A 19,582-nucleotide genomic window follows, 5' to 3' on the forward strand; every position below is an offset into this window, starting at 1 on the left:
AGGGCAGGGGCGAATCGTCGGGATTAACCTCGCGCGATCACCCGCTTTCATTACCCTGAGAGAGGGCCGCCCGCGAATCCGGCTCTGACGGTGCACAGTCTGCTAGGTCGGACCACCAGGAAAGGGGCCGTGTCAGTGGATCGCTGCGCGCTGTTCGTGGACGCTGGCTATCTGCTGGCCGACGGCGCGATGGCCGTGCATGGCACCCGCCATCGTGAAGCCGTGGCCTGGGACTATCCAGGGCTCTTGCAGCTCCTGTCGAACCTCTCGCGCGAGCGCACCGGCCTGCCGATGCTGCGGTGCTACTGGTATGAGGCGACCGTCGAAGGCCGCCGTACGCCGGAGCACGAGGTGCTCGCCGACATCCCCGGCCTCAAGCTCCGTCTCTCGCGCATCCGCCCCGGTCGGCGCGAGGGCGTGGACGCCCAGGTGCACCGCGACCTGATGACCCTCGCCCGCAACAGCGCCATCTGCGACGCCGTCGTGGTCAGCGGTGACGAGGACCTCGCCCAGGTCGTCAGCGACGCCCAGGACCTCGGCGTCCGGGTGACCGTGGTGCACATCGCGGTGGACGGCAGCTGGGCGGTCTCGCGCACGCTCATGCAGGAGAGCGACGACATCATCGAGCTGGGCGGCGTCCACCTGCGCCCCTACGTCAACGTGGTGGCCGGCGCCATCGAGGCGTCCAACGGACATCACCAGTCGGCCGGCAACGGCCACGCGCAGCGGGAGCTGCCGCCCGCCCAGCCGAGCGGGGGCAGCCACGCCGCCGACCGGGCGAGCCAGTCCGGTGCCAACGGCGCGATGCCATCGGCGGGACGTGGCCAGCAGTCGCCGCCCAGCTACGCCAATTACCAGCCGGATCCGACGCCGTCGGCCGCCCCGGTGACCGGACCCATCCCGCAGCAGCCGCAGGCGCCGACGACCGGGCAGTTCGCGTCGCAGTCCAACGGCACCTACCAACCGCCGCCGTCGCAGTCCAACGGCACCTATCAGCCCCCGCCGCCGCAGTCCAACGGCACTTACCAGCCCTCGCAGCTCGGCGCCTACACCGGCCCGCAGCCCGCGCCGGTCTCCCAGCAGCCCTCGGCGGCCACGGCCGGGGCGACCACGCTGTCCGACGCCGTCAAGGCCGCCCATCGCGAGGGGCACGACTTCGGCGAGTCCGTGGCCCGCGACGCGCCGGCCCTGTGGCTGGAGGCCGTGCTCGCGCGCAAGCCGCGGATGCCCTCCGATCTGGAGGCCCGCCTGCTGCAGGGGTCGTCCCTGCCGATCGACTTCCTGCTGCACGACGAGGTACGCCACGCGCTGCGCCGCGGCTTCTGGGACGCCTTGGAGCGCGCCAGACACTAGCCTGACGCGCTCCCTGAGGCCGGGCCTCCGCCGCTGCCGTCCAGACGCCAGCGGCGCCTCTGAGAACGATCTCAGCGCCTCAGGGACGCACATGAGCCTCGGGGACGCACATGAGACGGCGTCTCTCGTACGGACAAAGGCACAGCGCATCTCGTACGGGACGGCGTCTCTCGCACCGTGGCAAGGGACGGCGCGGCGGCCTACGACAGGGCGTCGAAGCCGGAGCGCAGGTGGGCGAGTCGGTCGGCGAGGTCGGCGAGCGGGACGGACAGCGTCGGGTCGTGCGACTTGTTGGCCAGCTCCCGCACCCTGCCCAGCTCGTCCTCCACCGCCGTCAGCCGCCGCGACAGCTCGGGCAGGATCGCCGCCTGGTCACCCGCGCCCGGCGGCAGTTCGCCGCTCAGCCGCTCGCGCAGCATCGACGCCTGCTCGGCCAGCCGTTTGTTCATGTTGTACAGCTCGGTGAACACCGACACCTTGGCCCGCAGCACCCACGGGTCGAACGGCTTGGTCAGGTAGTCGACGGCGCCCGCCGCGTAGCCGCGGAAGGCGTAGTCGGGCGCGCTGTCGACCACCGTGAGAAAGATGATCGGGATGTTGCGGGTCCGCTCCCGCCGCTTGATGTGGGCGGCCGTCTCGAACCCGTCCATGCCCGGCATCCGCACGTCGAGCAGGATCAGCGCGAACTCCGTGTTGAGCAGCGCCTTGAGCGCCTCCTCGCCGGACCTGGCGCGTACGGGCACCAGGTCGAGCGAGCTCAGGATCGCTTCGAGGGCGATCAAGTTCTCCTCGCGGTCGTCGACCAGGAGGATCTTGGCACGATCCGGCATGGATCACGCCCCTTCGGCAGTGGACTCGCCGCTCGACCGCCCCCGGCCGAGCCAACCGCGCAGCCGTTCGAGCAGCCGGTCGACGTCGACGGGCTTGGGTACGTAGTCGGACGCGCCCGAGGCGATGCTCTTCTCACGATCGCCCCGCATGACCTTGGCGGTCAACGCGATGATCGGGAGATCGGCGAACTGAGGCATGCGCCTGATGGCCGAGGTCGTGGCCCAGCCGTCCATCTCCGGCATCATGATGTCCATCAGCACGAGAGCGACGTCCTCGTTCCGTTCGAGCTGTTCGATTCCTTCCCGGCCGTTTTCAGCGTAGACGACCGTGGAGCCATGCCGTTCGAGGACGCTGGTCAGAGCGAACACATTGCGGATGTCGTCGTCGACGATGAGGATCTTCGCGCCGTTGAGCGGGTCGTCGCCGTGCCACTGGGTGGTCTCGGCGGGTGGCTCGATCAGCTCGGGCAGCGGCAGGTCGAGCGGCATGGGCGGCTCGTGCAGCGCGGCCGCGGTCTCCTCGACCGGCACGGCGAGCAGCTGCCTGCGCTCGACCACGGCGTCGGTGTCGGTCTCGGCCAGCGGGCCGGTGTAGGACGCCGGCAGGTAAAGGGTGAACGTGCTCCCCTTGCCCAGCTCGCTGTCGACGTGGATCTCACCGCCGAGCAGCCTGGCGATCTTGCGGCAGATCGACAGGCCCAGCCCGGTGCCGCCGTACTTGCGGCTGGTGGTGCCGTCGGCCTGCCTGAACGCCTCGAAGATGACCTCACGCTTGTCGGGCGCGATGCCGATGCCGGTGTCGATCACCTGGAAGGCCAGCAGGTCGTGGGCGCCGTGCAGGGTGTCGTCGTCGAACTGGACCCCCGCCGGCACCGGCGTGACCCGCAGCTTGACCTCCCCCTTCGGGGTGAACTTCACCGCGTTGGACAGCAGGTTGCGCAGCACCTGCTGCAGGCGCTGCTCGTCGGCGCGCAGTTCCTGCGGCACGTCGCAGTCCACCTCGACGGCGAACGCCAGCCCCTTGTCCTGGGCCAGCGGCGCGAACGCCGCCTCCAGGAGGTCGACCATCTTCGGCAGCGACACCTGGATCGGATGGATGTCCATCCGGCCGGCCTCGACCTTGGACAGGTCGAGCATGTCGTTGATCAGCTGGAGCAGCGCGGAGCCCGCGCCGTGGATCGTCCTGGCGAACTCGACCTGCTGCGAGGTCAGGTTGCCCTCGGCGTTCTCGGTCAGCAGCTTGGCCAGCACGAGCAGGCTGTTGAGCGGCGTGCGCAGCTCGTGGGACATGTTCGCGAGGAACTCGGACTTGTAGCGTGAGGACACGGCCAGCTGCTCGGCGCGTTCCTCCAGCGTGCGGCGGGCCTGCTCGATCTGGAAGTTCTGGATCTCGATGGCGCGGTTCTGCTTGGCCAGCAGCGCCGCCTTGTCCTCCAGCTCGGCGTTGGACCTGCGCAGCTCCTCCTGCTGGCGCTGCAGCTCGTCGGAGCGCTCCTGCAGCTCGCGGGTGAGCCGCTGCGACTCCGTCAGCAGGTCTTCGGTGCGCGAGTTGGCGATGATGGTGTTCATCGTGACGCCGATGGTCTCGACGAGCTGGGTCAGGAAGTCGAGGTGCACCTCGCCGAACGGGGTGAAGGAGGCCAGCTCCAGCACGCCCAGGACGCGGTTCTCGAACAGGATCGGGAGTACGACGATCTGCGCGGGCGTCGACTGGCTGAGGCCGCTGTCGATGGTGATGAACCGCGGCGGCACGTCGTCGAGGACGATGTGCCGGCCCTGGGCCGCGGCCTGGCCGACGATGCCCTCGCCGACCGCGAAGCGCTGGCGCGGGCCACGGTCTGGGCGTACGCCGTAGCCGCCGATCAGCAGCAGCTCGTGCTCGCCTTCGGGATCGACGCCGTAGAAGGCGCCATAGCGGGCCGACACCAGCGGCGTCAGCTCGCTCATCGTCAGCTTGGCCACCTCGAACAGGTCGCGGTGGCCCTGCATGAGCCGGGAGATGCGGGCCAGGTTGGACTTGAGCCAGTCTTGTTCCTGGTTGGCCTGGGTGGTCTCGCGGAGGTTGGCCACCATCGAGTTGATGTTGTCCTTGAGCTCCGCCAGCTCGCCCTGCGCCTCGACGGCGATCGAACGGGTCAGGTCGCCTCTGGCCACGGCGCTGGTCACGGTGGCGATCGCGCGTACCTGCGTGGTGAGGTTGCCGGCCAGTTCGTTGACGCTCTCGGTGAGCCGCTTCCAGGTGCCTTCCACGCCCTCGACCCGCGCCTGGCCGCCGAGCTGGCCTTCGGAGCCCACCTCGCGGGCGACTCGGGTCACCTCGGAGGCGAACGACGACAGCTGGTCGACCATCCGGTTGATGGTGGTCTTGAGCGCCAGGATCTCGCCCTGGGCGTCCACGTCGATCTTGCGGGTGAGGTCGCCGTTGGCGACCGCGGTGGTCACCTCGGCGATGTTGCGTACCTGGTAGGTCAGGTTGTTGGCCATGAAGTTGACGTTGTCGGTGAGGTCCTTCCAGACACCCGACACGCCCTGCACCCGGGCCTGGCCGCCGAGCTGACCCTGTGTGCCGACCTCGCGGGCGACTCGGGTCACCTCGTCGGCGAAGGACGACAGCTGGTCGACCATCGTGTTGAGGGTGTCCTTGAGCTGGAGGATCTCGCCCTGCGCGTCAACGGTGATCTTCTTCGACAGGTCGCCCTGGGCCACCGCGGAGGAGACCGCCGCGATCTGGCGCACCTGGGAGGTCAGGTTGTTGGCCATGGAGTTGACGTTCTCCGTGAGGTCCTTCCAGACCCCGGAGACGCCGCGTACCTGTGCCTGGCCGCCTAGCTGCCCCTCGGTGCCCACCTCGCGGGCGACTCGGGTCACCTCGGAGGCGAACGACGACAGCTGCTCGACCATCGTGTTCATGGTCGACTTGAGCTCCAGGATCTCGCCCTGGGCGTCCACGTCGATCTTGCGGGTGAGGTCGCCGTTGGCCACGGCCGTCGTCACCTGGGCGATGTTGCGTACCTGATAGGTCAGGTTGTACGCCATGGAGTTGACGTTGTCGGTGAGGTCCTTCCAGACGCCCGACACGCCCTTCACCTCGGCCCGCCCGCCCAGCTTGCCCTCGGTGCCGACCTCGCGCGCCACGCGGGTCACCTCGTCGGCGAAGGACGACAGCTGGTCGACCATCGTGTTGAGGGTGTCCTTGAGCTGGAGGATCTCGCCCTCCGCGTCGACGGTGATCTTCTTCGACAGGTTGCCCTGGGCCACCGCCGTGGCCACGGTCGCGATGCTGCGTACTTGGCTGGTGAGGTTGTTGGCCATGAAGTTGACGTTGTCGGTGAGGTCCTTCCAGACGCCCGACACGCCCGACACCCGGGCCTGGCCGCCGAGCTGGCCCTGTGTGCCGACCTCGCGGGCGACTCGGGTGACCTCCTCGGCGAAGCCGGAAAGCTGGTCCACCATCGTGTTGACGGTGTTCTTGAGCTCGAACATCTCGCCCACGGCGTCGACCGTCACCTTGCGGCTCAGGTCGCCCTTGGCCACGGCGGTGGTCACGACCGCGATGTCACGCACCTGCGCGGCCACCCGGGAGGACATCGTGTTGACGGCCTCGGTGAGGTCGCGCCAGCTGCCGGACATGCCGCGCAGGTTGGCACCGCCACCCAGCCGGCCCTCGGTGCCGGCCTCCCTGGCCACCCGCGTGACCTCGGAGTTGAACAGCGCGAGCTGGTCGACCATGCCATTGATCGCCTTGCCCAGGCGGCGCACCTCGCCGCGGGCCGAGCGGTCGAGGTCGATCCGCCGCGACAGGTCGCCCTTGGCCACCGCGTCGATCACGTCGGCGGCACCGCTCACCGGGCTCACCAGGGCGTCGATCAACATGTTGACCGACTCGACGCTCTCCGCCCAGGCGCCGACTCCCGGCCCCGGTGTCAGCCGCTCGCCGAAGCGGCCCTCCTTGACAACTTCCTTGCGTACGCGCACCAGCTCGTTGGCGAGATGTTCGCGACGATCGGCCACTTCGTTGAGCAGCAACCGCACTTCACTGAGGATGCCGGCCGGGGCATGCGGGACCCGGCGGCGGAAGTCGCCGTCGCGCCAGGAGAAGAGGGTCTCCAGGATCGGGACGAGGTCCGACTCGGTGTAAGTCCTCTCCTCAGAGCTCAATGCGGCCTTGGCCGTTGTCATGGGGCCTCCTTCACTCCCGGGGTGCCACCGCGAGTGAGTCAAGTCTGTCACGATGAGTAGCTCATAGTCGCGTCCTTGGATTTACCCCAAGTCAGCAGGAAGTGTGGTAGGCACGATGCGATGACTGCTACTCCCCATGCGGTGCTGGCCGCTACGTTCGCGCCCGGCGACACCGCCGTGACGGCTGCGATGAGGTTCACCCGTGAGGTGATGACCGCGTGGGCAGTCGGCAGCGTGCTGCATCTGGCCGAGCAGGTCGCGGGTGACCTGGCACAACAGGTGGTGGACGAGCCGTTCGAAGTCATCTGGAAGCATTTTGGTGACGCCGTGCAGGTCGAGTTGAGACAGCGGAGCACCTCGCAGGGCGACCCGAAGGCTCCGTCTGTGGGGGTGGAGGAGTGGGGAATCACCTTCGCAGGTGATTCTCGTGTCCATTGGGCAAGACTCACGCTACCCGGCTCAACGGACAGAGTGGCATCCGAATGGCTGGAGGAGAGCGCCAGAGGGCCGCATTGGCTGGGGTTCCTGGCTGACGCGAGTGACCTCCTCGCGGGCACTCTCGACCCCGACATGGTGCCCGCCATCATCGCCCAGATCGTGGTGCCGCGACTGGCGAGCTGGTGCGCCGTCTACACCTCTGACACCGCTGTCGGACCGCTGCGGCTGGTCTACCTCTGGCACGCCGACGAGGCCAGGATCGACGGGCTGCGCGAGCAACTGGGCGACATGGACGCGATGATCGCCGACGCCCACGTCACCTCCACCGTCCACCTGGCCGACTCGCAGGTGCTCGCGGTCCCGCTGACCGCGCGCGGCCGGGGCCTGGGCATGATGTGCCTGGGCCGGCCCGACCGCTTCCCCGACGAGGTCATCCAGTTCGCCGAGGACATCGCCAGGCGGGCCGCGCTGGCCACCGACAACGCCCGCGTCTACGCCCAGCAGGCCGCGGCCAACCGGGCGCTCCAGCGCAGCCTGCTCCCGCCGAACGAGCCCGAGGTGCCCGGCCTCGACTACGGCGTCGTGTACGAGCCCGCCGGCGAGGCCAACGAGGTCGGGGGCGATTTCTACGACCTGTTCAAGGCCGGCGACGACTCCTGGCGGTTCGCGATCGGCGACGTGTGCGGCACCGGCCCGGAGGCCGCCGCCGTGACCGGTCTGGCCCGCCACACCCTGCGCCTGCTCGCCCGCGAAGGCTACGGGGTGGCGGCGGTGCTCGGCCGCCTCAACCAGGCGATCTTGGAGGAGGGCGAGCGGGCCAGGTTCCTCACGCTGCTGCACGGCGACATCACGCCGGTGCCGACCGGTCTTGAGGTACGCCTGGTGTCCGCCGGTCATCCCGAGGCGCTGCGCCTCAAGCCGAGCGGCGTGGTCGAGACGGTGACGACCCCGCAGTCGCTGCTCGGGGTCTTCCACGAGGTGGTGTTCGAGGCCGACACGCTGCATCTCGACCACGGCGACGTGCTGCTGGCGGTGACCGACGGGGTGACGGAGCGGCGCTCGGGCGGGCGGCTGCTCGACGACGACGGCGGGCTGGCCAAGCTGCTCGCCGAGTGCGCCGGGCTGTCGGCCCGCGCGGTGGCCGAGCGGATCCGCCGAGGGGCGGCCGACTTCGCCACGGAGCCGAGCGCGGACGACCTCGCGATCGTGGTCCTCCGCGCCCGCTGACCCCGAGGTCCTCCGCCCCTGCTGATCCCTCGACGTCCTCCGCGCCCGCGGACCCCTCGATGTCCTTCACGTCCGCTGACCCTCGTGGGCCTTTTCGGCTGACTGCCGACTTGGCGAATGGTCGATTATCAGTGTGGATTTACATGCTTGCGGGCGAATTCAAGCTGTAGCGCGATTTGTGCGATCCGTTCGGACATGACCAGCGAGCCACGGATGGCGTCGTAGGCGTAAACCTCATGCTCCCGCCCGTGCTCAGCAAGTTTCGCCACATACTTCTCGATCTGCCGCAACGGGCAGCGGCTGTCGTTCTCGCCGGCCAGGATCAGCACCGGACTCTCCACCCGGTCCACGTACGTGATCGGAGAGCTGGCCGCATAGCGTTCGGGCTGCTCGTCGGGCGAGCCGCCCAGCAGCGCGCGGTGGTAGGCGCGCAGGCTCTCGGCCTCGTCCTCGTAGGAGGTCTCGTGGCAGGCGATCGGCACCGCCGCGATGCCGGCCGTCCACAGCTCGGGCTGGGTGCCGAGGCCGAGCAGCGTGAGGTAGCCGCCCCAGGCGGTGCCCGTCAGCAGCATTCTGGCGGGGTCGGCGATACCGCGCTCCACGACGTGCTCGCGTACGGCGGCGACGTCGGCCAGCTCGATGTGGCCGATGTCGCTGTGGAGCGCGTCGCGCCAGGCCGAGCCGTAGCCGGTCGAACCGCGGTAGTTGACCCGCACCACCGCGAAGCCGGCGTCCACCCAGGCCGCGACCTCGGGGGAGAAGGCGTCGCGGTCGTGCGTCGTCGGGCCGCCGTGCAGCAGGAAGACGGTCGGGAACGGCGCGGCGCCGGACTCGGGACGGGAGACCAGCGCGTGGATCCTGCCGCCGGGGCCGGGCACGTCGAGGTCCTCGACGGGCACGCTCGGCGGTGCCGAGGGGCCGCTGGAGTTGAGCACGACCTGGCCGTTGCTGGAGCGGATCACCGGTGGCCGGGAGGCGCTGGACCAGGAGTATTCGACGTTGCCGCCGGGGCGCGGGGCCGCGGCGTCGATCACGCCGTGGGGCGTCTCGAGCAGGGTCAGCCCGCCGCCCGCGAGGTCGTAGCGGTGCAGATAGCTGCGGGCGCGGTTGTCGCGGAGGATCAGCAGGCCGCGGCCGTCGTCGTACCAGCTGGCGGTCAGCTCGCCGGAGTCCTTCATCCAGATCTCGCGCTGCTCGTCGGTCGCCGGGTCCCAGACCAGGGGCGCCTGACGCTGACGGCGCTCGTGCAGGGCGAGCATCCGGCGGTCGCCCGGCACCGGGGCGAACTTGAGGCCGATCACGCCCTTGTCGGGGCCGTCGTAGAGCTCGCCGACGACGTCGCCGTTCGGGCGTACGACGCGGAGCGCCGGATGACGGAAGTCGCCATACTCGGCATGATTTATCGCGATAAGTGAGCCGTCGAGGGACATGTCGGCGACCCAGGCCGCCTCGGCGTGCTCGTACAGCAGGCGAGACGGTTCGCCGGGCCGTACCAGATGGATCCTGAACGAGCCCTCGCTGGCGAGGCTGATCGCCGCGTGGCCCGCCATGGACAGGGCGATACCGCCCGGCTGGCCGGGCTCCAGGTCGGGAGCGACCGGCTCGTCGGGGCCGCCGGTGAACGGCTGGCGCCACCACGTGCCGAACTCATCGCCCTCGGTGTCGGCGAACCAGTAGATCCACTGGCCGGTGGGGTCGATCGCGGCGTGGGCCGTGCCCTTGGGCCGGTCGGTCACCTGGCGGTTGGCGCCGCTGGCACGGTCCCAGGCGTAGACCTCCCAGGTGCCGGTGGCGTTGGAGCGATAGATCGAGCGGTTCGGGGCCAGCCGTGCCCAGGAGGGCAACGTCATGCGCGACGCTCGGAACCTGGCCTGCCAGCGTTCCTCGGCCTTCATCCGGCGCGCCCCCCTCCCTCTCGCCCCGCCTCCGGGCGTGGGTTGCCGTCCAGTATTGCGCTTGTCTCGCGGAAATACTCCGGGAATGTGGGGGAATTTCGGGCTAAATGCCCCATCATTAACACGAGTCCCAGATGTCCGTCAAGGAACAGCCCTTGATCGCGGCGGGGCCTCGAAGATAGACAGGTGGAACGCGGCCTTGGCCGCCACTTTTTCCCGCTTTTTCACGGCATCCCGTGACAGATAGTTCGAAATCCGCTCCGCCAGCTCGGCCGCCTCAGTGTGCCACGCGCTCGGTCCCATCCCCACCACACCGGCGACCTCGTCGGGACCCAGCTCCAGATCGAACTCGACCGTCCGCCGCTCGGTCTCCTCGAAGCCTTCCAGGCTCCTGGCCAGCCGCCGCTCCTTCTCCTCATCGACGGAGAGCAGCCCCAGCTCCTCGACGAGCGGGCTCAGATGCGCCTGAGCGGGTGTCACGACGACCACCGCGCCGCCAGGCCGCAGAATGCGCCGGAACTCGGGACCGTTCCGCGGCGCGAACACGTCGATCACCACGTCGGCCACCCCGTCCCTGATGGGCAACGGCCGCCACACGTCGGCCACGAAGGCGCCGGCCCTCGGATGCGACCGAGCGGCACGCCGCACGGCGTGCTTGGAAACGTCGAATGCCATCCCGATGCCACGGTCCACCGCTCTCAGCACCGTCGCCAGGTAGTAACCGGTCCCGGCTCCGGCATCAACGATCACGGGCTCCGGCGCGTGATCGGCGTCCTGCCGCGCCGTCCCTGCTCCACGAGCCACTGCGGCACTACGGTACGCCTTCTCGGCCGCCGCGTCCGGCAGTGCCGAGAACCTATCCCTACGGAAAGCATCGTCTTCCCGGCCATTGGCGCCGAATATCCTCAACCGCACACTCTCGGCGAGCGCGTCGGCGAGCGGAGCGTAGTGTCCGGTTCCCAGGAACTCGGCCCGCGCCGCCACCATTGCCGCGCTGTCAGCCGTTCCCGGTGTCCGCGAGCCGACCAGGAGACTCACATAGCCCTGCTTGGCCACGTCGTACGCATGGCCTTCGGCGCAGCGGAGCGTGTCACCCGCCGACCACATCTCACGGGCGCAGACGGGGCAGGCCAGGTATTTGATGATGTCAGCAAGCATGCGCCCATTGTCATGGCCCGGGGGACCTGACGCGCCAGGGGGTCAGGCGCCGGCCTCAAGCAGGAAGGCCGCGTTGGAGGGCGTCTCGCGGAGCTTGCCGACCAGCAGCTCCAGCCCCTGCTGCCGATCGAGCGCGCCGAGCATCCGGCGCAGCTTCCAGACCACCTGCCGCTCGCCGGCCGGCAGCAGGATCTCCTCTCGGCGGGTGCCGGAGATGCCCAGGTCGACCGCGGGGAAGAGGCGTCGTTCGGCCAGGTCGCGGGCCAGGTGCACCTCCATGTTCCCGGTGCCCTTGAACTCCTCGTACAGGCTGTTGTCCATGCGCGACCCCGTGTCCACCAGCACGGTGGCCAGGATGGTCAGGGAGCCGCCGCCCTCCACGTTGCGCGCGGAGCCGAAGAAGCGCTTCGGCGGGTACAGCGCGGTGGCGTCGATGCCGCCGGTGAGCACGCGGCCCCCGCCGGGGGCCAGGTTGTTGTACGCGCGCCCGAGCCGCGTCAGCGAGTCGAGCAGTACCACGACGTCCTCGCCGTTCTCCACGAGGCGCTTGGCGCGTTCGATGGCCAGCTCGGCGACGGCGGTGTGGTCGCGGTCGGGGTGGTCGAAGGTCGAGTAGAAGACCTCGCCCTGGATGGAGGCGCGCATCTCCGTGACCTCTTCCGGCCGCTCGCCGACGAGCACGACCATGAGGTGCGTCTCCGGGTGATTGCGCGCGATGGCCGCCGCGAGCGCCTGCATGACCATGGTCTTGCCGGCCTTGGGCGGGGCCACGATGAGCCCGCGCTGGCCCTTGCCGATGGGCGCGAACAGGTCGATGACGCGGGTGCTGAGCGACTCGGTCTCGATGCGCAGGCGTTCGGTGGGATGGATCGGGATCAGGTCCGCGAAGTGCGGGCGGTACCGCCAGTCGGCGGTGCCGTTGACGGACTCGACCTCGACCGGTTTGCCGCCCGCGACGGTGGCGACGACGTGGTCGCCGGGGCGCAGGCCGAGCTGCTTGACCCGGTCGGGCGGCACGCGGACGTCATCGGGGCCGGGCAGGTGTCCCGCGCGGATGAAGGCGCCCTTCTCCCGTACGTCGAGCAGGCCACTGACCTGCCGAATGGGCGCACCGGAGCGCGGTTTGGGAATGGTTTGAACAGACATGATGAACCCTCCTCGAGGGCACCGCCGAAGAAAGCCGGCGAGTGTGAAGAATGAGCCGGGCCCGGGAACACCGGGCGGGCTATGGGGGAAGTGGCGGAGCTGGAAGCTCAACGCCGCTGGCAACGTATCACACGTTCCGGCCCATACAACACCTAGCCCGCTTGGGCTATTCCCGGGGGGTTCTCGGCTCTTCCGCCTCGCCGCCGGGGGCGCGGCGTAACAATGTTCTCCTCGGTGCCCGAGTGCTGCGAATTACCCGCAGCAGGTGTGCACGACGACACAGATCGCCCATCAACGCACCGGCAACCTGTCAAGTGAGATGCAGGGCCGCTGCAATCCGATGAGGCTTTCATAGAACCACGAACTCCTTGGGGGGATCACGATGAAGACCAGCACCCGTTGCCCACGGTGTCACAACGAGCTCGACGAGGGCCCGATCATCTATCGGTGCGCCCACTGCAGCCGCGCCGTCTACGCCGCCGACGTCGAGAACGAGTACGTTCCGCGCCAGCGCGTGGCCGCCTAATCTGGGCGAATGCCACACAAGCCGCGCACGATCTCCGGCGTCGAAGTGACGCCTCTCTGCGACGCCGTGGGTCCCATGGGCCCGGCGATCCGCCGCCCGCTCACCGAGATGTTTCCGGGGGGAGGGCTCGCGGACGAGCCGTGGATCCTGCACTTCCACTGTTACTTGCTACGTGACCGGGCGGGCCGGGTCACCCTGGTCGACACCGGCATCGGCGCCGCGGACTCACCGGCGTCGACTTGGGCGCCGGTGCCGGGGACACTGCCCGGTGAGCTGGCCGCCGCCGGGGTCGAACCGGCCGACGTCGGCACCGTGATCCTCACGCACCTGCACAGCGACCACGCCAGTGGCGCGGTCGCGGACGGCCGGCCGCTGTTCGAGAACGCCAGGTACGTTCTCCAGCAGGCCGAGGTCGACGCGGCCCACGGCGCGATGCTCGACCAGATCGTCACTCCCATCAAGGGCCAGTTGCAGGTGGTCGACGGCGATTCCCAGGTCGCGCCGGGCGTACGCGTCCAGCTCACCCCGGGGCACACCCCAGGCCACCAGATCGTCCGGCTGGGCGAGCTGGCGATGATCGGCGACCTGGTGCTGCACCCGGCGCAGCTGGCCGATCCGAGCGTCCGTTACGTCTACGACGACGACCCGGCGGCGGCCGCCGCCACCCGCGCCGAGGTGCTCGGCGCGCTGCGGGCCGAGCGCGCGGTCCTGGCCACCGCCCACTTCAGCGACCCGTTCCTGGACCTCAGCTTTCCGTAGGAGGGTCCTCAGGCGGGTACCGGCTGGTCGGCCAGCAGGTCGGCGGGGAGGCTGACGAGAGCGGTGAGCCCCCCGTACGGCGAGACGTCGAGCGTGACCTTGATCCCGTTCCTGGCCGCCAGCCTGGCCACCACGAACAGCCCCAGCTGGTCACTCTGCGCCAGGTCGAACTCCGGCATCTCGGCCAGCCGCGTGTTGAGCTCGTCGAGCTCGACCCTGGTCAGGCCGAGACCGCGGTCCTCGACCTCGACGGTCACTCCATGCGGGGTGATCGTGGTCCGCAGGTCCACCCGGGTCTGCGGCGGCGAGAAGAGCGTGGCGTTCTCGATCAGCTCGGCCATCAGGTGGGCGACGTCGGTGACCGCCGAGCCGACCAGGGAGACAGGCGGCGGCTGCAGCACCTCGACCCGCGGATACTCCTCGACCTCGGCCACGGCCGCGCGCAGCACGTCGTGGATCGGCACCGGGTTGCGCCAGCCCCGGCCGGGCGCCTGGTCGGACAGGATGATGAGGCTCTCCGCGTGCCTGCGCATACGGGTCGTGAGGTGGTCGAGCTTGAACAGGTCGCCGAGCGTCTCGGGCTCCTCCGCCCCGCGTTCCATGCTGTCGAGCTGCAGCAACTGGCGGTGGAGCAGCGTCTGGTTGCGCCGGGCCAGGTTGACGAAGACCTGGCTGACGCCGTGACGCAGCCTGGCCTGGCTCAGCGCCGCTGTCACGGCCGTGGCCTGCACGTTGTTGAACGCCTGCACGATGTCCAGCACCTCGCTGGTGTCGGTCTTCACCTCCAGCGGCGGCAGCTCGTCAGGCGTCGGCGCGCCGACGTTCGTACGCAGCCGCTTGACCAGCGCCACCAGGCGTACCTCAGCCAGCTCGGTGGCGGCGTCGCGGAGCCCGGCGAGCTCGCGTACCAGGCGACCGCGGAAGCGGAGCGACAGCAGGATGGAGGCGAGGACCGCGAGCAGGCCGACGCCGCCCGCAACGCCGATCTTGATCAGCACGTTGACGGCAGCGGGCGTGACGCGCTGCGTGATCTCCCGTACGGCCTGGCGTTGGTTGCGATCGACGGCCGTCCACAGGTTGCTCGCGTCGACGGGCCAGGTGGCCGCCGTGGCGGGCAGGCCGTTCGTGGTGGCCTGGCCCATGATGGCGTCCTCCGCGCGCATGAACTCGCGGTAGGCGGGCGAGGAGACCAGCTGCTCGTACGGCCCGCGCAGCTCGGAGTCGAGGTGGGACAGCGCCTGGGTGTAGAGCAGGCGCCTGGTGGCGACCATGCCGGTGAACTCACGGCGCTCAAGGGTGGTCGCCTTGCCCCTGTCCAGGACTACGGCGATGATCGCCCGCTCTCTCGACAGCAGGTCCTTGGCCTCGCCCAGCATGGTGACGGCGCGGGCCTGCCGGTAGAGCGTCATGTCCGGCATGAGGATCATCGCGTCGTACATGCGGAAGGAGGCGTCGGCGATCTGGCTGTAGCCGTCGATCACGTCGAGCGGGGCGGGGTTTCCGCCATCGACCTGGCGGCGGATCGCGGGTAGCGCGTCGAGCCGGTCGTACAGGGCTCTGAGCTGCACGGCCATCCCGGACGAGATGGCCTGCTGGTCGCCGGCCAGCTTGCGGAAGTCCGCGACGGCCTTGTCCGTCCGGGCGCGTTGCCTGGCCAGCTGGGTGGTGCCGCGCTTGGTCGTCAGGAACTCGACGGAGGCCAGCCGCTCGTTCTGGAGCTCGACGTTGATCTGCTCGGACGGGTCGGCCAGGTTCGTCACCAGATCGTTGATCTCCAGCAGGCGCAGGCCGTCGCCGCCGGTCAGTGTCGCCGCGAAGGCCCACAGGCCGACCAATGACGTGAGCGGGACGATCAGCAGGATGAGGAGCTTGATGGCGATGGGACGGCCACGCGTGGGGGGCATGCGACCTCCGGAGGCATGATGAGATCGCCTCGCAGAGTACACCCCCTTTTGCCGGGATTTCTGGCGACGGCTCGGCGCGAGGGCCCTGACGCCCCCGCGCCTGCCGCGCTCAGGGCTACCGCCGCCTGGTGTTCTCGGCGCCACCGGCCACGAGCCGGTCGGTCGACTCGGACTCGTTCACAGGCTCGGCCCGGCGTGCGTGCTCAGGCGCGCGCACCTGCTCGGGGACGCGCAGGTTCTGCGTCTCGCGCATGTCCGGCTCACGCGCGTGCTCAGGCTCGCGCGTGGCGGCGTGCTCGTGCTGCAGCTTCCGCTCCAGCTCGCGCTTCTCCTCTTCGAGCCGGGCCACCCGGCTGGAGGCCTCGGCGCTCGCCACGCGCTTCTGGCGGCGACGCTTGGCCGACCGGCGGGAACCGGAGCTGATCATCGCGATGCCCAGCAGCAGCACGGCCGTGGTCACGGCACCGGCGATGAACATGCCGAACGAATTGAATTCGAACGTGTAGCCGAACAGAATGTACCTGGAGGTCTCCTCGGCGGCCACCAAGGCGATGGCGCCACCGGCGAGCAGGACCAGGAGTAGACCCAGCAAGATCATTTCAGCTCACTCCCTGTCGTCAGAGCGAGTCTCTACTGCCCCGGCTCGGGCGGACTATGCCCCGCGATCGCCGATCCGGCCGGGGTTGCCGGTCATCATGGAGATCATGAGACCTGAGCCCGGCCAAGTGCTGCACTTCTCCGAGGACCCGACGATCGAGCTGTTCGTGCCGCACGTGGCGCCGACCTCCGCCCTGCGCGAGCCGTACGTCTGGGCGGTCGGCTACGAGCGCTGTCCCGACTACTGGTTCCCGCGGGCCTGCCCGCGGGCGATGGCCTGGAAAACGGCCGGCACCAGCGAGGCAGACGCCGACCGGATCATCGGCGCGGGCTGCGGCGACCGGGTGCACGCCATCGAGTACGGCTGGCTCAAGGCCCTCATGGACGTCGGCCTTTACGCCTACCGGCTGCCCGCCGGCCCTTTCCGCGCCATCGGCGACGACGGGCACGCGCTCGTGGCCGAGGTGCCGGTGAAGCCGCTCGGCCCGGCTGAGCCGGTGCCGGATCTCTTGGACCTGCACGAGGAGGCCGGGATCCAGCTGCGCGTGCTGGACAACCTCTGGCCGTTCTGGAACGAGGTGACGGCCAGCACGCTGGGCTTCAGCGGGATACGGCTGCGGAACGCTCGTCGATGAGCGCGGCCAGTTCGGCGGCCGACATCGAGCCGGGCGGCAGCTTCTCGCGCGCGTGGCGGTTGGCCTCGCGCTGGAGCACCTCGTTGGCCGGGGTCGGGATCCCGTACTCGCGGCCGAGCAGCACGATCTCGCCGTTGAGGTAGTCGGCCTCGATCGAGCCGCTGGACCTGGCCAGGCTCTGCCAGGAGGATCCGCCGCCGCGTTCGATGCCCTCGATCGGCCGGTTGTCCACCTTGTTGCCGCGGACCTCCGCCTGCTCGCTCGGCGTGGCGTAGGGGATGCCCGCCTCCTCCAGCACGGCCATGCCCTCGGCCCTGGCCTGCTCGGTCAGCGCCTCGCCGCCGGAACCGCTCCGGCAGACCGCGTCGACGGCGTTGTTCAGGTTGCCGAGCAACTTGGCGTACTTCCAGCGCATGACGTCTGGTGCGTCGAGCCCGTACATGCCGCTCTTGTTGAGGTCGGTGACGAGCTGCCGGGAGATTTCATCCACACCCTGTGGATAACGTCCGACATGCAGCATGCCCGAGTACGGGTGGCCGAAGGCCGCGACCGTTCCGGGCTCCAGGTGTGAGGCGGGCAGCCACACGCACATGCCGTAAACCTTCTCGAACCTCCGCAGGACGGTCCGCTCGTTGTCGACGCCGTTCTGGGCGCACACCACCGGCAGGTGCCTGGGCCACGGGTCGAGCGCGCTGATCGTGTCCTGCGACTTGGTCGCCACGATCAGCACGTCGTCGTCGCGCGTCGGCACAGGGCCGTCGGCCACGGGCACGTCCAGGGTCTCGGTGGAGTCGGGCGTGATCAGGCGCAGCCCGCCGCTCTTCAGCGCCTCATAGTGGGCGCCGCGCGCGACCAGCACGACCTCGTGCCCGCCCTGGAACAACCGTGCCCCGATAGTGCCGCCAACTGCTCCTGCTCCGATGACTATGTAGCGCATCGTCCGAGAATGGCACCGTTCACTCGGCGAGCGCCACCTGGGCGTGCGGAGCCATCGCCCCTCTGGTGCGCTCCCGGAGGATCGTCTTGAGTACGCGCCAGCCATCGCGTACGGCGTGCAGGTTGCTCTCGCCGTGGATGCGGGAGTGCTCGTGGCTGGGCACCTCGCTGATGCGGAGTCCGGCCTGGGCGGCTCGGACGTTCATCAGCGTCTCGATCTCGAAACCGTCGCAGTCCAGTGCCATCGCGTCCAGGTGGTGGGCCCAGAACGCGTTGTAGCCGTAGCACAGGTCCGTGTAGTGGGTGCCGTACAGCAGGTTCGTCAGGCCCGTGAGGACCTTGTTGCCGAGCGAGCGCAGCGGGCTGATGTCGTCGGAGCCACCGCCAGGGGCGTACCTGGAGCCCTTGGCGAAATCGGCGCCTTGAACCAGGGCGCTGACGAAGGAGAAAATCTCTCCACCGTCGGTCGACCCATCGGCGTCGATCATGACGATGATGTCGCCACGTGCCGCCGCGAATCCCTCAATGAGGGCGTTGCCCTTGCCGCGTCCCGACTGCGCCACCACGCGCAGGTCGGGCCGGAGCCGCCGGGCCACGGCTACCGTGTTGTCGGTCGAGTTGCCGTCGACGAGGACTACTTCGTCGATCCAGGTGGGCAGCGTCGCGAAGACGTGAGGGAGATTGCCTGCCTCGTTCATCGCAGGAACGACTACAGTGACGCTCACGGCGAAGGGCTTGTTCATGCCCCGAAGGTGCGCTGGCCCGCATGCAAGCCGCTTGACAGCTTCTTGCATCGATTGCGGTTATATGTATATGTCCGCTTATATAGTCCCGGGTTTCAGCCCAACTGAGGCAGCCGGATATTTAGCGGAGCAAAGGAAGCCGCCCGGTGTGGCGCTCCACCGCGGCGCGCGGGCCGAGCAGGCTGACCGCGTAATAGGGCGGGTCCTCGGTGCGAGCGAGCTCGGCCAGGTAGTCGTCGTAGACGTTCGTCCGCTGGGCGATGGCCGCCATGTCGGTGACGACCAGGTCGGGCTCGGCGGCGGCGTCGGCCCGCACCCGGCTGACGATCGCGGCGGGCGCGGCCAGCACCGTGCAGCCGATCCACGGCAGTCCGGCATGCGCGTGGCCGCCGGCGTCGGTGCCGCCCGGGCCGAGGATCGCGGGCACCGTACGGCCCACGGAGGCGGCGAGGCAGGCGGCGGCGTTCGCCTGGAGGCCGCGGGGCAGGTCGCGGTCCATCACCATCACCCACTTCACCGGGAGCTCCCGGGTGGGCAGGTCGCTACGGTGGTCGAGGCGGTCGATCCAGTCGGCGAGCACGGTCATCCATCTCTCCTTCTCCGAACTTATGAGGGGAGATTGCACTTTTCGCTGCTGGATCGACAAGTCGGGGTGGCGGATTCCGAAGAAAGTTCGGAGATTCGTGGCAGGATGCGGGCGTGGACGAACTTGATACGGCCATCGTCGTCGAGTTGCAGCGCGACGGCCGCCAGACCAACCGCGAGCTCGCCGAGCGGATCGGCATCGCGCCCTCGACCTGCCTCGAACGGGTGCGGTCGCTGCGCGGCAACGGGGTGATCGAAGGCTTCCACGCCGAGGTCAACCTGGCCGCCATCGGCCGTCCGGTGCAGGCGCTCATCCACGTACGGCTGCACCCCAAGATTCGAGAGTCGGTCGAGGGGTTCCGCGACTACGTGGCCACGCTGCCCGAGACACTGGCGATCTTCGTGGTGTCGGGCGGCGACGACTTCATCATCCAAGTGGCCGTGCGCGACACGGGCCACCTGCGTGACTTCGTGCTCGACCACGTCTCACGGCACCGCAACATCGCCGACGTGCGTACGTCGCTGGTCTACGACCACATCCGCAAGACCTCGGTCGAGGTCCTGCCGCCTGAACGCCCCAGCCCACCCCGAACCGGCCGCAAGTGACCGTCCGATGGGCCACTGTCTGACGGCGTCCGCCAGGCGGCGACCGCACGACGGCGACCGTCTGA

16 protein-coding genes are annotated in these 19,582 nt (G+C 69.3%); 6 read left to right on the forward strand and 10 right to left on the reverse strand.

Annotation, left to right across the window (positions count from 1 at the left end):
- Positions 1–135: 135 nt before the first annotated feature.
- On the forward strand, positions 136–1,353 hold the full coding sequence (locus AB0B64_RS26065; RefSeq protein WP_357957678.1) for an NYN domain-containing protein: 1,218 nt from the start codon (positions 136–138) through the stop codon (positions 1,351–1,353).
- 200 nt (positions 1,354–1,553) lie between these two features.
- Here the strand turns inward: AB0B64_RS26065 and AB0B64_RS26070 are convergent, their stop codons facing one another.
- The gene (locus tag AB0B64_RS26070; RefSeq protein WP_357957483.1) at positions 1,554–2,183 is read right to left on the reverse strand and encodes a response regulator; all 630 of its coding nucleotides are present in this window, start codon (positions 2,181–2,183) and stop codon (positions 1,554–1,556) included.
- A 3-nt stretch (positions 2,184–2,186) separates the two neighbouring features.
- Positions 2,187–6,362, reverse strand: coding sequence for a HAMP domain-containing protein (locus AB0B64_RS26075; protein WP_357957481.1), 4,176 nt, complete (start codon positions 6,360–6,362; stop codon positions 2,187–2,189).
- A 120-nt stretch (positions 6,363–6,482) separates the two neighbouring features.
- Here AB0B64_RS26075 and AB0B64_RS26080 point away from each other — a divergent pair, with 120 nt between their 5' ends.
- Complete coding sequence (locus AB0B64_RS26080; protein ID WP_357957480.1) at positions 6,483–8,027, forward strand: GAF domain-containing SpoIIE family protein phosphatase; 1,545 nt, start codon at positions 6,483–6,485, stop codon at positions 8,025–8,027.
- A 128-nt stretch (positions 8,028–8,155) separates the two neighbouring features.
- Here AB0B64_RS26080 and AB0B64_RS26085 read toward each other — a convergent pair whose 3' ends face one another.
- The 3 genes from AB0B64_RS26085 to rho form a co-directional block, all read right to left on the reverse strand.
- Entirely contained in the window at positions 8,156–9,922 is a 1,767-nt protein-coding gene (locus AB0B64_RS26085) for a prolyl oligopeptidase family serine peptidase (RefSeq protein ID WP_358180193.1), read from the reverse strand.
- Positions 9,923–10,063: 141 nt separating this feature from the next.
- Positions 10,064–11,080, reverse strand: a complete 1,017-nt coding sequence (locus AB0B64_RS26090) for a putative RNA methyltransferase (RefSeq protein ID WP_358180196.1) — start codon at positions 11,078–11,080, stop codon at positions 10,064–10,066.
- A 42-nt stretch (positions 11,081–11,122) separates the two neighbouring features.
- Positions 11,123–12,226 carry a transcription termination factor Rho gene (gene rho / locus AB0B64_RS26095; protein ID WP_357957475.1) on the reverse strand — a complete coding sequence of 368 codons (1,104 nt, stop codon included), beginning with the start codon at positions 12,224–12,226 and terminating at the stop codon, positions 11,123–11,125.
- A 382-nt stretch (positions 12,227–12,608) separates the two neighbouring features.
- Between rho and AB0B64_RS26100 the strand changes: the two genes are divergently transcribed.
- Both AB0B64_RS26100 and AB0B64_RS26105 read left to right on the forward strand, forming a co-directional pair.
- On the forward strand, positions 12,609–12,752 hold the full coding sequence (locus tag AB0B64_RS26100) for a hypothetical protein (RefSeq protein WP_357653584.1): 144 nt from the start codon (positions 12,609–12,611) through the stop codon (positions 12,750–12,752).
- 9 nt (positions 12,753–12,761) lie between these two features.
- Positions 12,762–13,511, forward strand: a complete 750-nt coding sequence (locus tag AB0B64_RS26105) for an MBL fold metallo-hydrolase (protein ID WP_358180199.1) — start codon at positions 12,762–12,764, stop codon at positions 13,509–13,511.
- An 8-nt stretch (positions 13,512–13,519) separates the two neighbouring features.
- On the opposite strand, the gene AB0B64_RS26110 is transcribed toward AB0B64_RS26105, so the two are convergent.
- Both AB0B64_RS26110 and AB0B64_RS26115 read right to left on the reverse strand, forming a co-directional pair.
- Entirely contained in the window at positions 13,520–15,415 is a 1,896-nt protein-coding gene (locus AB0B64_RS26110) for a nitrate- and nitrite sensing domain-containing protein (protein ID WP_358180202.1), read from the reverse strand.
- 115 nt (positions 15,416–15,530) lie between these two features.
- Positions 15,531–16,013: a hypothetical protein gene (locus tag AB0B64_RS26115; RefSeq protein ID WP_357957470.1), complete on the reverse strand. Its 483-nt coding sequence runs from the start codon at positions 16,011–16,013 to the stop codon at positions 15,531–15,533.
- Between the two features lie 106 nt (positions 16,014–16,119).
- On the opposite strand from AB0B64_RS26115, the gene AB0B64_RS26120 reads away from it, so the two are divergent.
- Positions 16,120–16,647 carry a DUF6886 family protein gene (locus tag AB0B64_RS26120; protein ID WP_357957468.1) on the forward strand — a complete coding sequence of 176 codons (528 nt, stop codon included), beginning with the start codon at positions 16,120–16,122 and terminating at the stop codon, positions 16,645–16,647.
- Here AB0B64_RS26120 and AB0B64_RS26125 read toward each other — a convergent pair.
- The 3 genes from AB0B64_RS26125 to AB0B64_RS26135 form a co-directional block, all read right to left on the reverse strand.
- Entirely contained in the window at positions 16,613–17,584 is a 972-nt protein-coding gene (locus AB0B64_RS26125) for a 2-dehydropantoate 2-reductase N-terminal domain-containing protein (RefSeq protein ID WP_357957466.1), read from the reverse strand. The two genes, AB0B64_RS26120 and AB0B64_RS26125, sit on opposite strands and share 35 nt — an antisense overlap.
- A 19-nt stretch (positions 17,585–17,603) precedes the next feature.
- Positions 17,604–18,326, reverse strand: coding sequence for a glycosyltransferase family 2 protein (locus tag AB0B64_RS26130; protein WP_357957465.1), 723 nt, complete (start codon positions 18,324–18,326; stop codon positions 17,604–17,606).
- A gap of 121 nt (positions 18,327–18,447) precedes the next feature.
- Positions 18,448–18,912 carry a DUF2000 domain-containing protein gene (locus AB0B64_RS26135; RefSeq protein WP_357957463.1) on the reverse strand — a complete coding sequence of 155 codons (465 nt, stop codon included), beginning with the start codon at positions 18,910–18,912 and terminating at the stop codon, positions 18,448–18,450.
- 113 nt (positions 18,913–19,025) lie between these two features.
- On the opposite strand from AB0B64_RS26135, the gene AB0B64_RS26140 reads away from it, so the two are divergent.
- Positions 19,026–19,517 carry an Lrp/AsnC family transcriptional regulator gene (locus AB0B64_RS26140; protein ID WP_225300123.1) on the forward strand — a complete coding sequence of 164 codons (492 nt, stop codon included), beginning with the start codon at positions 19,026–19,028 and terminating at the stop codon, positions 19,515–19,517.
- Positions 19,518–19,582 lie beyond the last annotated feature (65 nt).

The organism is Nonomuraea sp. NPDC049129, from assembly GCF_040648495.1.
GTDB lineage: Bacteria > Actinomycetota > Actinomycetes > Streptosporangiales > Streptosporangiaceae > Nonomuraea.

Coding starts and splice junctions, on each gene's coding strand:
- AB0B64_RS26070 (WP_357957483.1), bottom strand. CDS start 2,183: ATGCCGGATCGTGCCAAGATCCTCCTGGTCGACGACCGCGAGGAGAAC.
- AB0B64_RS26075 (WP_357957481.1), bottom strand. CDS start 6,362: ATGACAACGGCCAAGGCCGCATTGAGCTCTGAGGAGAGGACTTACACC.
- AB0B64_RS26080 (WP_357957480.1), top strand. CDS start 6,483: ATGACTGCTACTCCCCATGCGGTGCTGGCCGCTACGTTCGCGCCCGGC.
- AB0B64_RS26085 (WP_358180193.1), bottom strand. CDS start 9,922: ATGAAGGCCGAGGAACGCTGGCAGGCCAGGTTCCGAGCGTCGCGCATG.
- AB0B64_RS26090 (WP_358180196.1), bottom strand. CDS start 11,080: ATGCTTGCTGACATCATCAAATACCTGGCCTGCCCCGTCTGCGCCCGT.
- rho (WP_357957475.1), bottom strand. CDS start 12,226: ATGTCTGTTCAAACCATTCCCAAACCGCGCTCCGGTGCGCCCATTCGG.
- AB0B64_RS26100 (WP_357653584.1), top strand. CDS start 12,609: ATGAAGACCAGCACCCGTTGCCCACGGTGTCACAACGAGCTCGACGAG.
- AB0B64_RS26105 (WP_358180199.1), top strand. CDS start 12,762: ATGCCACACAAGCCGCGCACGATCTCCGGCGTCGAAGTGACGCCTCTC.
- AB0B64_RS26110 (WP_358180202.1), bottom strand. CDS start 15,415: ATGCCCCCCACGCGTGGCCGTCCCATCGCCATCAAGCTCCTCATCCTG.
- AB0B64_RS26115 (WP_357957470.1), bottom strand. CDS start 16,013: ATGATCTTGCTGGGTCTACTCCTGGTCCTGCTCGCCGGTGGCGCCATC.
- AB0B64_RS26120 (WP_357957468.1), top strand. CDS start 16,120: ATGAGACCTGAGCCCGGCCAAGTGCTGCACTTCTCCGAGGACCCGACG.
- AB0B64_RS26125 (WP_357957466.1), bottom strand. CDS start 17,584: ATGCGCTACATAGTCATCGGAGCAGGAGCAGTTGGCGGCACTATCGGG.
- AB0B64_RS26130 (WP_357957465.1), bottom strand. CDS start 18,326: ATGAACAAGCCCTTCGCCGTGAGCGTCACTGTAGTCGTTCCTGCGATG.
- AB0B64_RS26135 (WP_357957463.1), bottom strand. CDS start 18,912: ATGACCGTGCTCGCCGACTGGATCGACCGCCTCGACCACCGTAGCGAC.